The sequence below is a fragment of the Reticulibacter mediterranei genome, from assembly GCF_016587455.1.
The window spans coordinates 367,244-379,230 of sequence record NZ_BNJK01000003.1 but is presented as its reverse complement, the minus strand read 5'-3'; the positions used below and the strand labels follow the sequence as shown (position 1 = coordinate 379,230).

Annotated in this window: 16 protein-coding genes; 9 read left to right on the top strand and 7 right to left on the bottom strand. The window is 50.1% G+C overall.

Annotated elements, in window-relative coordinates:
- Positions 1-408 precede the first annotated feature (408 nt).
- Positions 409-567 carry a hypothetical protein gene (locus K3T83_RS54530; protein WP_220211518.1) on the bottom strand — a complete coding sequence of 53 codons (159 nt, stop codon included), beginning with the start codon at positions 565-567 and terminating at the stop codon, positions 409-411.
- Between the two features lie 615 nt (positions 568-1,182).
- Here K3T83_RS54530 and K3T83_RS54525 point away from each other — a divergent pair.
- The 3 genes from K3T83_RS54525 (at position 1,183) to K3T83_RS54515 (ending at position 3,281) form a co-directional block, all read left to right on the top strand.
- The gene (locus tag K3T83_RS54525) at positions 1,183-2,421 is read left to right on the top strand and encodes a pentapeptide repeat-containing protein (protein ID WP_220211517.1); all 1,239 of its coding nucleotides are present in this window, start codon (positions 1,183-1,185) and stop codon (positions 2,419-2,421) included.
- A gap of 312 nt (positions 2,422-2,733) precedes the next feature.
- Positions 2,734-3,015: a hypothetical protein gene (locus K3T83_RS54520; RefSeq protein WP_220211516.1), complete on the top strand. Its 282-nt coding sequence runs from the start codon at positions 2,734-2,736 to the stop codon at positions 3,013-3,015.
- Between the two features lie 80 nt (positions 3,016-3,095).
- On the top strand, positions 3,096-3,281 hold the full coding sequence (locus K3T83_RS54515) for a hypothetical protein (protein WP_220211515.1): 186 nt from the start codon (positions 3,096-3,098) through the stop codon (positions 3,279-3,281).
- 198 nt (positions 3,282-3,479) lie between these two features.
- Here the strand turns inward: K3T83_RS54515 and K3T83_RS54510 are convergent, their stop codons facing one another.
- Positions 3,480-3,773 (bottom strand): hypothetical protein, encoded by a 294-nt coding sequence (locus K3T83_RS54510; protein ID WP_220211514.1) that lies wholly within the window; start codon positions 3,771-3,773, stop codon positions 3,480-3,482.
- Positions 3,774-3,994: 221 nt separating this feature from the next.
- The gene (locus K3T83_RS54505; protein ID WP_220211513.1) at positions 3,995-4,519 is read right to left on the bottom strand and encodes a hypothetical protein; all 525 of its coding nucleotides are present in this window, start codon (positions 4,517-4,519) and stop codon (positions 3,995-3,997) included.
- On the opposite strand from K3T83_RS54505, the gene K3T83_RS54500 reads away from it, so the two are divergent.
- On the top strand, positions 4,511-5,071 hold the full coding sequence (locus tag K3T83_RS54500; protein ID WP_220211512.1) for a hypothetical protein: 561 nt from the start codon (positions 4,511-4,513) through the stop codon (positions 5,069-5,071). The two genes, K3T83_RS54505 and K3T83_RS54500, sit on opposite strands and share 9 nt — an antisense overlap.
- Positions 5,072-5,113: 42 nt before the next feature.
- The gene (locus K3T83_RS54495; protein WP_220211511.1) at positions 5,114-5,935 is read left to right on the top strand and encodes a hypothetical protein; all 822 of its coding nucleotides are present in this window, start codon (positions 5,114-5,116) and stop codon (positions 5,933-5,935) included.
- A gap of 750 nt (positions 5,936-6,685) precedes the next feature.
- Here the strand turns inward: K3T83_RS54495 and K3T83_RS54490 are convergent.
- Positions 6,686-7,237 (bottom strand): helix-turn-helix domain-containing protein, encoded by a 552-nt coding sequence (locus K3T83_RS54490; protein WP_220211510.1) that lies wholly within the window; start codon positions 7,235-7,237, stop codon positions 6,686-6,688.
- Positions 7,230-8,156, bottom strand: coding sequence for a hypothetical protein (locus K3T83_RS54485; RefSeq protein ID WP_220211509.1), 927 nt, complete (start codon positions 8,154-8,156; stop codon positions 7,230-7,232). Before K3T83_RS54485 ends, K3T83_RS54490 begins: the two co-directional genes overlap by 8 nt.
- A gap of 290 nt (positions 8,157-8,446) precedes the next feature.
- Between K3T83_RS54485 and K3T83_RS54480 the strand changes: the two genes are divergently transcribed.
- From K3T83_RS54480 to K3T83_RS54470, 3 genes are all read left to right on the top strand, one after another.
- Complete coding sequence (locus K3T83_RS54480) at positions 8,447-8,938, top strand: hypothetical protein (protein ID WP_220211508.1); 492 nt, start codon at positions 8,447-8,449, stop codon at positions 8,936-8,938.
- Positions 8,939-9,279: 341 nt separating this feature from the next.
- The gene (locus K3T83_RS54475) at positions 9,280-9,435 is read left to right on the top strand and encodes a hypothetical protein (protein WP_220211507.1); all 156 of its coding nucleotides are present in this window, start codon (positions 9,280-9,282) and stop codon (positions 9,433-9,435) included.
- Positions 9,436-9,726: 291 nt separating this feature from the next.
- A complete protein-coding gene (locus tag K3T83_RS54470; RefSeq protein ID WP_220211506.1) occupies positions 9,727-10,239 on the top strand; it encodes a DUF3761 domain-containing protein in 513 nt (170 codons plus the stop codon).
- A 118-nt stretch (positions 10,240-10,357) separates the two neighbouring features.
- On the opposite strand, the gene K3T83_RS54465 is transcribed toward K3T83_RS54470, so the two are convergent.
- A complete protein-coding gene (locus tag K3T83_RS54465; protein WP_220211505.1) occupies positions 10,358-10,753 on the bottom strand; it encodes a hypothetical protein in 396 nt (131 codons plus the stop codon).
- A gap of 82 nt (positions 10,754-10,835) precedes the next feature.
- On the opposite strand from K3T83_RS54465, the gene K3T83_RS54460 reads away from it, so the two are divergent.
- Positions 10,836-11,063 carry a hypothetical protein gene (locus K3T83_RS54460; protein ID WP_220211504.1) on the top strand — a complete coding sequence of 76 codons (228 nt, stop codon included), beginning with the start codon at positions 10,836-10,838 and terminating at the stop codon, positions 11,061-11,063.
- 12 nt (positions 11,064-11,075) lie between these two features.
- Here the strand turns inward: K3T83_RS54460 and K3T83_RS57560 are convergent, their stop codons facing one another.
- Complete coding sequence (locus tag K3T83_RS57560) at positions 11,076-11,210, bottom strand: hypothetical protein (RefSeq protein WP_268963624.1); 135 nt, start codon at positions 11,208-11,210, stop codon at positions 11,076-11,078.
- Positions 11,211-11,987: the final 777 nt, after the last annotated feature.

Below are 11,987 nucleotides of genomic sequence, written 5' to 3'. Positions count from 1 at the left end.
CCGCTTCCCGCCGTCTTGTCGCCGTTTTCTCCTCGCTGGCTCGCGCAAAGACCGCACCTCCCACTGCCACTAACGCCTTCTCGATCCTCCTCGGCATGCGGAGATCGTCCCTGCTTCCTGCCTGTTTCGTCGTCTCCCTACGGAGCAAAACACATCACAGTGCTAACAAAAGGGGGCCACCCCATACATATTCATCCATCCAGTACAATTCATCACGCGAGGGAAATGCTAAGAAAAGGAGGCCACCCGAAGGACATACCAGCACCATCTTCCAGCCAAGCACCCTCTCCTGGCCGTGGTGAGCAGACAGGTTTACGGACAGTTTTCTGGACAGGGGAGCCTGCAATGCACCTTCCCCCATCGCCTCTCCCTCCCATTTGCCCGTCACCACACATGCCTGGCGTGTCCTCAGCTCTGCTTCCCCTCACACGAAAACTGGCAATGCCGCTGTTTTGCCAGGTGGTTGCCAGGTGGTCGCCAGGTGGTTGCCAGGTGATTGCCAGGTTCCCTTCCCCTTGCCAGGACCACAAGCGCACGCTGAGCGAGGCGTTGCACGATGAACGCCATGAGCACACTCCCTCTGCCTTCCCACACACACACGCACGGCTCTCAGATGGCAACAGAGAACCCGTCATTCTGTGTAAGCGTCTCTGCCTCACTTCCCAACAACATCTCGCGACCAGGAGACACAATCGGACAGATTTGGACAGGTTTTGCACACTCCCTGCACCCGCAGCCAGAAACCAGCGTTCCCACAACCTGCGAACACAAGGGGGCCACCCCACGAACAGGCATCCAGCCAGTGCGATTCATCACGTCAGGAATTTGCTCATGAAAGAGGGCCACACAAGGGAGCACGCATCTATCCACTGCAATTCATCACATGAAGGGAATGCTACGAAAAAGGGGCCACACAAGGACATCCTCATCCATCCATTGATGTTCATAACTTGAGGAATTGCTAACGAAATGGGACCACCCGAGAGCATACTAGCACAACATGGACATCTCTCCAGGGAGGAGATAGCCATACTTCTAGTATCGAATATCAGGCTTGTTTTGTCAGATTCTGCTTGCTCCTTTGGCCTCACTGGTTAAAACGCAAGTTTAGAATATCTGCTATACTCAGGGAGAGCAACTATTTTGCCATTTCTACTTGTCTATGGGAGCAAGAAGATACCAATGAGAGTAAAACTCTATTCGTGGTGGCAGCAAGTACAACGATCTCTGGCGAGAGTAAGCGGGATAGCGATAGCATGTTTGCTGGGAAGCGGACTGCTTCTAGTACTTATTTTAGGATATTGGTTGAACTGGGACTGGACAGGGCTTGGTCCTTATATACCTCCTATCAAGGATGGTAGCTTTCAACGCGGGAAAACACTGTGGGACTGGTTGCAACTTCTTATTATTCCAATCATATTAGCTATTGGGGGATTTTGGCTCAATCAGGTGCAAAAGATTAGGGAGGAAGGAACCACCCAACGACAGGCAGCGCTTGAGCGTGAAATTGCCCTTGATAATCAGCGAGAAACAGTGCTCCAAACCTATATAGACAAAATATCTGAACTACTTCTTATCAATAATTTACGTAATTCACGTGAAAACGAAGAGGTACGGGACATTGCTAGAGTAAGAACACTGACAGTCCTCACAAGATTAGATGCGAATCGCAAAGGGAGCGTCCTTCAATTCTTACATGAGTCCGGTCTGATATATAAAGACAAGTGTATAGTCAATTTGGAATATGCTAATTTGCAAAAGGCAAACTTAAGCCAGATCTCACTCTTTGACGCTGATCTGCATGAGGTTAACCTGAGTGGAGCCAACCTAAGCGAATCTTCTTTACGAGGTGTTGAATTAAGGGGGGCTAATCTGAGCGGAGCAGACTTGAGTGGAGCGCATTTGACAGAGGCGAACTTGTATAGATGTAATCTGCGTGATGCCAACTTAAGCAGAACCTCTCTGCATCGAACGAAGTTGGGGGGTATTGATTTCCATGAAGCTAATCTGAGCGGACTCTTTATGCTAGAAGCGAACTTAGAAGGCGCAGATCTGCGTCACGCCGATCTGCATGAGGCTAACCTGAGTAAAGCCATTTTACATGGTGCTAATCTCACAGGAGCCAATCTTCGTAAGGCGAACTTGAGCAAGGCTAAATTTAGCGGATCGGAAGATCAGAACAGGGGAAATCCAGAACCAGCAGATCTGAGTAACACTGACTTGAGTGGAACAGATCTGAGTAACGCAGATCTGCGTTACGTTACCTTGATCAATGCCAATTTGAGCAAGACAAATCTTAGTGGAGCAGATTTGAGTGAAGCTGATCTAAAAGGGGCCACGAGTATTGCTAGTGAAGAACTGGAGAAGAGCGCCAAGTCACTCAAAGGTGCAACTATGCCTGACGGGACAGTACATGCATGATGAGGAAACGCACTATCATTTTTCTGAATACCAACGAGATGTTGAGGCAGGACAGATGAAAAGAACCCAGGCACGCGCTTCGAACGCTCTTGGCGTTGTTTGGTGGCCTGCCCCATTCCAGAGGCAAGCAGGTGCATCTGCAACAAACCTCGCCTAGCTCAACGCGCCCGTAGACATAGACACTCACTCAATGCTCTACTAATGCAAATACAGGTGAAGGCCCATGACACACCATGTGGATGGGCCTGGAAACAGCAAACAACCAAAGAGAACCCCGTCGAGGGGACAGAAAGCAATGAGCGGTGACATATCATGACCGTTCTTGTTTCTCTGTCCCTTTTTTGTTGTCTTTTCTTTCAAGGAAAGGAACCGTCTCAATGCTCAGCACTGCAAGGCACCCTTGAGGCAGTGCTCCCTGCCAAGAAGACCGCGCCCTCAGCACCACCAGCGCAGGAGGAGACCTCCCTCCTCTCCCCTGCGACGATTTTTCACGCCTATCAACAAGAAAACAAACGCTTCACGAACTATACCAAGCACTGGCACCAGCAACTAGCCTCCCTCCACGAAACAGAACAACTCTTCGTCGTCTCCTGATCCACCTCACCACCAGGAAACGTCTGCCGCCTGCACTCTCAGACCAATGACGAGAGGACGCATGAAGAGAGGGAAGGTCCATGTTATTCGTGCAACTCCACACCTTCTCGCACGGCCCTGTCCGTGTCGCCTCCTCTCTCCTACACACAGAAGATTTCCAGCAGATCACCCTGTTGGATCTGGCACATCACACTATCCCACAGGCCACACAACGCTCCCCTTTCGAGGAGCGTTGTGTGGCTATTCTTACACCATTATGTTCGTGATATCCCTGTGATATCTTCCTGCTACTCTAGCAGATCTCCCCTGTTCCCGCAAGCCACCAGGGACCTCTCTCCACACGTGGTACTGCCACCGGCAGAGCGGTGATACGACCTGGAGAACGCTTGACGACCACTTCCTCCAACCAGAGAAACCGCAGCAGATCGTTCTCCAGACACTCGTCTCTCTCCTTCTTCCCAGCCTTAGGCCAGCATATAAGGAACATCGCCAGGTGGATCTATGGCTTTCCACTCCAGATCTGGCACTTCCTCTGCCCCCTCTTCACACAGAAAGTGCTCTTTGAGCGTGGCTTCAAGCTCGGGTAGGGGACCTGTTCTCCCATGGACTGGTTTTCCCCGCTCATCCGAAAGGATGACCAGATCCATCACCGGAACCCCTCGCTGATCATACCCGCGCGTGGTGACTTCAAAGGAAAATGATCCAAACACCGCAAAGGCATGTCCCTTTGCTTCCAAACACGACCACAATGCAACCATACTGCAGACTCCTTTCGTTCGTGATTTTTCCACGCTTGCAACAACACATCTCCTGCAAGCTTTCCACCAGTATAGCAACCCAGCATGACATATACTGTCACTTGACTCCTCACCGCCACCAAAACAACGAAAACTCGTCACAACGAGTCCTCTCCTGCCTCTGACAGCCATGCCTTTGATGCTCTCCCCCTCTTCTTTGTCTCTCACATACGGATGTCCGACTATGCGCGACCCAAAAAGAGGCGCTGCCGCTTCGTCTCGTTCCCTCCTGGGCAGATTACGTTGTCCCCACTGATACAGACCGACGAAGACATGACCGCGCGATCCGACCCCACACACCCTCTACGAAGTGCTCTGGCCACCTGCTGTCTTCTCAACAGCGATACCCGCAGCACCGCTCCAGGAACCTCGCGGCCAGGACACCACCACCGATGAATACTCTTCCTAGTGGCTCGACCAAGAGCGCCACCACACCAGCGACTTCCTTCCTCCTCGCCGAGACTCGTATCCTTCGGCGAGGCCAACCACACCAACGCTGCTTGATTTGGAGACATCAATATACTAAAGAGAGAGGAGAAGACATCAGCGGGTCGGAGTGCGATCAGGGACGGTCGTACCGACCCGTTCGTGTCGCCTTGCCAATAGCGCATTCCTACTGTAGAATGGTCAGAATCAACCATCAAGCGCATCAGTGCAGCAGCCAGGCAATAAAAAAGAGGATAGATGAGGAGAAGAAGATGGATCATGCCATGACCACACAATTTGCTTCCGCCTTAGAACACCTACAAACAAGTGCGCCCGATCCCAATGGAGAACCACAATTCCGCTACCTGGACGATCCTCCTGGTCGTTCCCTGCTTGAAGCGTATCTAAACCGGTTGACGGCCTCCGCGCGGGACGCGATCTTTGCCCAGGTTCCCTCTGACGAAGATCGTCCTTCCGGACAAGTCTGGCTCGTCAAAACACTCCTGCACCAATGGGGCGATCCTGATTGGGACAAGCGCGAAGCGGCCTCTACCAAAGAGCGCCGCTTGAAGGATCATCTCAAACGTAAAGCCACCCTTGTCGTCCTAACGGACATCCATACGCTTTCCCATACTCCACAGCAGTTCGAGATCCTGCTCTCGATCTTCCAAACCGACAACATGATGCCTCTGCTCATCATCGGCGAACCGACCCAAACCAGACACAAGAAGCCCGCACGTCCAGCATCTTGCATACTGCGCATACACCCAAATCTTCGTCATGAAAGGCACAAGAATCAAGAGAAGCACCATGAAGGCAAGCCGGTCTTGTAGTTTTAGAGTGCTATGAGCACGCCCTATGAAAGCGAGAAACATATGAGCATCACATTGGAGCAGGTTGCGACTGAAACGGTAACAACAAAACAGCCCCAGGTCGTCCTCTCTGCGCTTGATCCACAAGAGGTTTATGAGGCTGTGACCAACGCCGCGAATACATCGCAGACCATGAGAGAACTTCATACGACAAAGCTGCAAACCTCCTTATTTCCTGACCTGGTTGCTGGTCTCTGCCAACGCCTCTGGGATAATCAGGTGCAATTTGGAAGCGGAGATCCATTTGATATCTTTCTGCTCACGGAGGATACCGATCTCGAAGAACTGGCCGAAGACAGTACCGAAAATATCGTGGTACGGCAGGCACTTGAGCGCCTGATCCCATTAAGCACACAGCGGGAAAAGAAAACGTCTTTCCTCATCGATGCCTATTGCGCTGGAGCTGGGTGCGAGCTTCCTGAACTAAGAACATTAGGACTCCGCCGCTCGCTCAGCAGACAGGATCAACTAGATCTTCTCATCGCTCTCCTGAAACAAACCAGTTGGCCACGACAGATGATGAGAGGGACAGAAGAAACCAGCGATTCGCTCTTTCCATTGCCCAGGCTGATCATGCACATTGACCGCATCCAGTATATTGCCCATTGTTCACCAACTGATGTCGCACAGTACACCGCCGCTCTTACATACATGATCGAAGCTTTAGGTGACGGCTTCACCCTCTGGCTCAACATCGATGATGATGATCCGTCTTTTCCTGAAGAAGTAAAACGTGCTCTCGGCCAGCGGTTTCTGGCCTCTATTACCCACGATCTTACGGCAGCATGGACCAGCACAGAACCAGCAGGCCCACCAACAAGGTGAACACAAGGGGGAAAGAGCAGTACCGTGAACACGGTAAGAACAAGGCCGATAAATGTCTTCATGAAGGCGCTCCTTCTTGATTCAAGCAAACAATAGGAGACCAGAGGCCTTGCCCCTGGGTCATCAGACGAAACACCTCAGCACTTGCCACCAGAAAGAGCGTTGGCAAGCAGATACCCTGTGGAGCAAAACATGGATACAGAAAAGAAGGCAATGGCGAGAAAGAGGAGATGCCGCCTGCTCCAACGCTGGCTTCACCAGGGATATCATGAATCCTTATTACCAGATATGACGACAATGCTCATCACAGCAAACCAAACATGCCAAGCCACGCTCTAGGGAGTGTTCACCCTCGTTGATCAGGGGATTGTCCTGCTCGGCTCCGGACGTCAGCCACTCACGGCCTAGCTGCGCAAAGGAGATCACATCGAGCAAATTTCCCTGGAAACCCTTGACTTGACTACCTTATAGCAGATGCTCCACTCAGGCTCAAACTCCACAGCTGCAAAGAACTGCACAGTTTAAGCCTGAGCGGATATAGGACGCGAACTGTCTGTCTTTATAAATTAGCCTGGAACGGATACTACTCCCCCAGGATCATTGGAGGAGTTTTTGACTCGTTTTCGTTTCTAATGCGAGGATCAATCATGCGCGGATCTAACAATGGCATCTGGATAACCCCCTTCCCCTTGAGTGAAGTGAATTAAGGCCAATCCAGACCCCTGCTGATAATCCGCCGAAGAGCTACTGTTATGCTTCCTCCTCATGTTCTTCCTCTTTTTCTCTTTCCATAGGTGGAACGGTTACTCCTGCTGCAGCCAATCCACTCTCAGAAAAGAGCCATGTTTTCCCAATCTTTTCGACACCAACGATAAGACCATCAGCGGCACGTTTTTGCCATGTGGATGGAGATCGGCCAGCAAATGTTGCAACTTGTTCAGCGCTAAACCAGCGTATCGGGCAAGAGGCATAGACAAACAGTGTCGAGAAGATTAATGGAGCATCTGGGCTACTCACACTTTCAATAATCCAGTCCATATCTTCCACTGAGTAATGGAGATGCTCGTCAGCTTGTACGATCCAGACAAGCATTCCAACAAATTCGTTTAAGAACTGCTGCTGAATGCTGCGGGTCGGGAGATGTTTGCGTAATTTCATTAATCGATTCAGTGTACCACGCACTGATGGCACTTCCGGGTGTGCTTGACGCCATTCAATGAATTGGGGAACACCCAAAATGGCGACAAAGCGAAGGAAGTGAGGATTCTGCCTAAGCTTGACAAGGTCCTGTATATTATCCATGTACTCGCTTGTTCCTCTCCCCATAGATCATAAGCTGACGACGGAAAGACGGAGGGAGCAGTTCCTCTTCCGCAAGAAGCTCGTCAATTCCGGTCCATTCGTTATTCATGAGAATTCCATAACGAAATTCGCCATTTATCGCTGGAAAGGCAAGACGTCCATCATGAAGCTCGACTGATGGAGCAATGATCAGTTCATCATTGCTTGCATTGTGTGGCTTACTCCAGAATATTGCCTGCTTTCGTGCTGCCTCTTCTGATAATCCCGCCTCCTGGAGCGCCTGCATAGCCTCTTGCTGATAACTGAGTTGCTCCTCGGTAAACTGCTCTTCTTCCTCCTGGGTCGGTGACTGCTCTCCATCCTGACGATGCTTTTCAATCTCTGGCATTTCCTCAGCAATGCCATGCTCTACGAGCCAGTTTTTCGCACGCCTGTCTCCCTTCCATGCAAGTTCGAGCATAGCTTGTTTCACGCTCACCTCGCGATCACCGTAATAGAGATGCCAGTCACGTCCATAGGTGACAGCATTAAAATTGGTGAAGTCAGCATCTTCCTCATCCTTAAAACCAAGATCAAACCACTTGTAGCCATTGTCACGCAGTATGCTATTTGTCCACTCACGGTCCCGGCGAGCATCTTGTCGTTGCCGCTCAGAGTCGCGCTGTTCTTGTTTCCGCTGTGCTTTGGCTTCAACCTGTTCTTGGTATGCCGCCTCCATTGCTGAACAAGCGCGAGTAATAACTGCATCAATGTCAGTCATCCCTTCCTGTTTGCAGGCGGCAAACACTTTCAGGGCTGTTGTATAGGTGCCATTCCTTGCTGCCTGATTGAGCAGTGCTGACACTTCCGGATGATTTATCTGCCGTGTACTCTTTGCTTCAAAGGGGATGCCAGTTTTATCGCAAATAGTTCTGACCATTCTCTGTGCCCTTTCTCACGATATCATGAATAATATACCTATAATTATACCGATATCGTGAAGAAAGTCAATGATTTTGTCATGGTAAAAGCTACGTCTAAGAAAAGAAGATCTATGATACTTGAAGAGCAGTTCTCCTGCTCTTCCTGTCATGTGTGTTTGCGTCCACAACTCGCTTCCCACTGTTCATCATCGATCCCCTCTCCCTCCATGTTCCACAAGAAGTTTTTATATCTTTTTTATAGACAGCAAGCACTCTTCTGCTATACTGGCACTACCATCGTTTATCGATGGTTTCATACAGGCCAACATATCCACCATGCCACCTTGCTCCCCCTTCCTCCCTTCCCACACTCACACCTCCTGCAACGATTCTCTCTTCAGCACTTGACAATATACGGATAGATGGCACAACATACATCGTTCACCCCTGCTCTGATTGGCAAATTCTCATCAAGCAAGATAGCAATGACCATGTCTATGTCCCCACTGATCGCACTGGCTGGGAAGATGGCGGCGAAGTTGAAATCTTCACCTTACTCCCACCAGAAAGGCTCGGAGATCTGCCCTTACTACAAATTAGGATTTCCACAAAAGCCGACTCCAGCAGACAGGTAGAAGAGGTCCCCAATCCAGCAATTGCCGTGCAATGTGGAGTGCCAGCGTATACCTTCATCGATCCCGCCAAAAAACACATTCGCGTCCAGCTGCTGTGTCACCTTGTCCCAAAGGAGGATCGACTCACCGTGCTTCCTTTCACCGAAGAGGAATATCCACAATAGAGCCTTCTCTTCTTTTTTCTACGGTATGATGCAGTGCCTCCAAGCTCTTTTCGAGTATTGCATGGAGGCGCTGGCTATGCACTGGCAAAAGGGGAATCTGTGAAGCAGCAGGCAGCATCGTTGCAGGCGTGCTGCTGCTCCTCCTGCTCATGACGTAGATCCCACTGCCAACAGTGAGCGCACATCAAGAAACATTGGAGGTGGCGACGACAAGCACGATCACAATGCTGGAAACACCGGCAGAAGATGCCGATGAAGAACCATAACCAGCCCTGGCTTGATGACACATACACGGCTGGCGGACAACTCTGCCTTACCTATCAGCAGGCAAAGTACCATGCATGATCACCGAGATGACTCAACTGAGCCACGACTATGCTGCCCTCAAGCTGCTGTACGAACAACAGACCCATGCCTCCCATCGTGCCGATCTGCGGACCAGAGTCTTTCCCTTGGCATCTGATCTACCCAATGATGTCGTCAGGTTGAATCGCTGAAAAAAGAGGAATTCTGTAGTACGAATTGATAATTTCATGCTAAGCTCATGTTAAGCCCCGTGTGGTCTTTTGTCATGCAATGCCCATCAACGTGCTCCCAGTCAGTAACGAGCATGAGCACAGTGGCATCGCCCATCGTCGGAATGTCACCGTTTTTGTCGTGATATCTGTCGCAAGGAGTATCATTGTCTTTCTCTGCTTATTTTTTGGCGTAAAAGTATACTAATTTTATAATACTTTTCTATTGCATATCAATCTCTGTGTATAGAATATATCGTATGGAGGCAATGTATGAAATCTCGTCAATTATGGGTATCACTGATCCTTCTTATTCTTCTTCCTATCGCCATTCTGCTCACTGGTTGCGAGTCAACGCAGCCTGAGGCAGCAACGACGACACCGCCCACAGGGAGTAGCGTCTCCATCGCCGCGCCGCAGATCACAGCGACACCAGTGAAGCCAACACACGCGAAACCCGCGTCATCGCCAGTGCCACCAACGCCGACGCAGATTCCACCGACTCCCACGCCAAAACCAGTGCAGCATACGCAGCCGACCCCGACACAAAAGCCTCTGGGTCTCTATGAAAATCCCTGGGGTTATAACCACGATGCGCCAGGCGATGTGATCACGAACCCACCATCGGATTTCTGTGCGTATTTCCCATGTATCACATCGAAGAGTTTCTGGACTGGCACTAGCTACGTGGCAGAGTGCCATGATGGGAAGTACAGCAAGTCTGGAGGCAAACAGGGAGCGTGTAGCGGACATGGTGGCGAGAAGAGGCCATTGTATGCTCACTGATTCATGGCTCACTCTGCCAGGCATAGAGGAGTAACGGCACCGCTCTGCGTAGGCAATGCCAGCACAAAGAGAATCACTGGAGATCGATGTGTCTCCAGTGATTCTCTTTGTGCTGGCATTACTGCAAGATTGTGTAGTTTCTCGGATGAGGGCGATATCCCCGACGAAGTTCAAAGTCATCGTCAAGGACTTGGTGGTACTGACGCACGACCTGCATAGCCTCATCCTCAGTCATCTCCTGAATACTGCATTGATAGGAGGATGGATCTATGGTGACGGCAAGGAAACAATGATCACACTGCTTCATAAAGGATGTGTCGCAGAGTCGGGCCATCACCACGATCTTGGTGCTACCGCCTGAAGACACGGGCGCTGAGTAGATGGAGGAAATGGTATCGCTTGTGTTTTCAATGCGACCTTGAGCATCAAGTATCCATTTATGTTTTTGCAACATATAGTGATACGCGGCCTGGTTGATAGCCATCTGTGCTTTCTCTGTTTCAAGAATATTCATCGGTTTTCCTCGCTTTCTCTGCTAGGGTAGGCTTTCTCAGCCCAGTGTACTACAGCACACTGCAAAATATGTTCAGTGCCCTATGAATTTGCTCTCATTGCCGCTCAGCCTTCTTTATTTGCCTTCGCAACTTGGTGATGCTTTTCTCAATGTGTGCCAGCCCTCTCCCGCTGGCCGTCTTTGCCTGCTCTTCGTATTGCGCTCATTCACGCCAGCGATCCTGCTGTGCTCGCTCTCGCGGCACGGCATTGAGCCTGCAACGATACTCCTCTGCGATGGCTATTGTCTGATCGTCGCCCATCGCACCTAACTCGCAAATAAGCTATGAATAGCGATCACCAGATCGTTGCTGTGCTCCTAGCGGTTCGGACCAACAGCTCTCAACGAACCACACTTTTTCGCCGCTGCCAACTGGCTGGCCGACGTTATCAGGTAGGCCTTTCTGTTGATCGACCATGTTCCTCTCTGCTCATACGACGATCTCCATCCATGCCGATAAAGTATACAAGCTCATCCTCACAATCCCATCGGCACTAGACAACACACCACCACGATCAGCGCTAACACTAAGAACAACCAGCACGCTCCTGATGATCCCGTCACACTTCCCTCTTGTCCACACCGCCTGCCTCATCATAACCGTCAACAACGCCGGAAATGACGAGATGGTGCTATCCACAAGAGCACGCTTCTACACTCGCTAGAATCGTTCGATCTCCTTTTACCTATTATTCATCTATATCATCCTTCTCTAATGCATATTATTTTCTTCTCTATAAGCAATACCTGTAAAAGAGTGATGAAATAATTGCAAAATAAATGTTCGTGCGAACATTTATAGCATAATTATATAATTGAGGCACTTGACGTTTTTTTTTTTTCCTCTATACTTTAGGTTATACACTTCCCATTGTCTTTGCAGCGATGGGAAGTGTATAACCTTTCTAGCAAGGAGGAACAGAGCACAGGCATTTGTTTCATCGCCGCAACAAGGCCATACATAGGAACAATACATGCAAAGCCAAAAAATGATCTCCCGCAGCGGGAGATGAGGTGCTTCCATGCAAGCGAGAAATCGAGAGGATATCTCATCACTTCATGATCCATGCGCTTCCGTAAAAGAGAACACAGTGTCAGAAGCAGAACAAACGTCTGCTCTGCCTTCAGAGAAGAGAGAGAAAAGCGAAGAGAAGGCGCAAGAATATGAAGGCCGGACGTCTGGAGGACAGTTCGT

Bases quoted from the DNA above. Each gene is read 5' to 3' on its own strand.
- K3T83_RS54530 (WP_220211518.1), bottom strand. From the start codon at position 567: ATGGCGTTCATCGTGCAACGCCTCGCTCAGCGTGCGCTTGTGGTCCTG.
- K3T83_RS54525 (WP_220211517.1), top strand. From the start codon at position 1,183: ATGAGAGTAAAACTCTATTCGTGGTGGCAGCAAGTACAACGATCTCTG.
- K3T83_RS54520 (WP_220211516.1), top strand. From the start codon at position 2,734: ATGACCGTTCTTGTTTCTCTGTCCCTTTTTTGTTGTCTTTTCTTTCAA.
- K3T83_RS54515 (WP_220211515.1), top strand. From the start codon at position 3,096: ATGTTATTCGTGCAACTCCACACCTTCTCGCACGGCCCTGTCCGTGTC.
- K3T83_RS54510 (WP_220211514.1), bottom strand. From the start codon at position 3,773: ATGGTTGCATTGTGGTCGTGTTTGGAAGCAAAGGGACATGCCTTTGCG.
- K3T83_RS54500 (WP_220211512.1), top strand. From the start codon at position 4,511: ATGGATCATGCCATGACCACACAATTTGCTTCCGCCTTAGAACACCTA.
- K3T83_RS54505 (WP_220211513.1), bottom strand. From the start codon at position 4,519: ATGATCCATCTTCTTCTCCTCATCTATCCTCTTTTTTATTGCCTGGCT.
- K3T83_RS54495 (WP_220211511.1), top strand. From the start codon at position 5,114: ATGAGCATCACATTGGAGCAGGTTGCGACTGAAACGGTAACAACAAAA.
- K3T83_RS54490 (WP_220211510.1), bottom strand. From the start codon at position 7,237: ATGGATAATATACAGGACCTTGTCAAGCTTAGGCAGAATCCTCACTTC.
- K3T83_RS54485 (WP_220211509.1), bottom strand. From the start codon at position 8,156: ATGGTCAGAACTATTTGCGATAAAACTGGCATCCCCTTTGAAGCAAAG.
- K3T83_RS54480 (WP_220211508.1), top strand. From the start codon at position 8,447: ATGGTTTCATACAGGCCAACATATCCACCATGCCACCTTGCTCCCCCT.
- K3T83_RS54475 (WP_220211507.1), top strand. From the start codon at position 9,280: ATGATCACCGAGATGACTCAACTGAGCCACGACTATGCTGCCCTCAAG.
- K3T83_RS54470 (WP_220211506.1), top strand. From the start codon at position 9,727: ATGAAATCTCGTCAATTATGGGTATCACTGATCCTTCTTATTCTTCTT.
- K3T83_RS54465 (WP_220211505.1), bottom strand. From the start codon at position 10,753: ATGAATATTCTTGAAACAGAGAAAGCACAGATGGCTATCAACCAGGCC.
- K3T83_RS54460 (WP_220211504.1), top strand. From the start codon at position 10,836: ATGAATTTGCTCTCATTGCCGCTCAGCCTTCTTTATTTGCCTTCGCAA.
- K3T83_RS57560 (WP_268963624.1), bottom strand. From the start codon at position 11,210: ATGGTCGATCAACAGAAAGGCCTACCTGATAACGTCGGCCAGCCAGTT.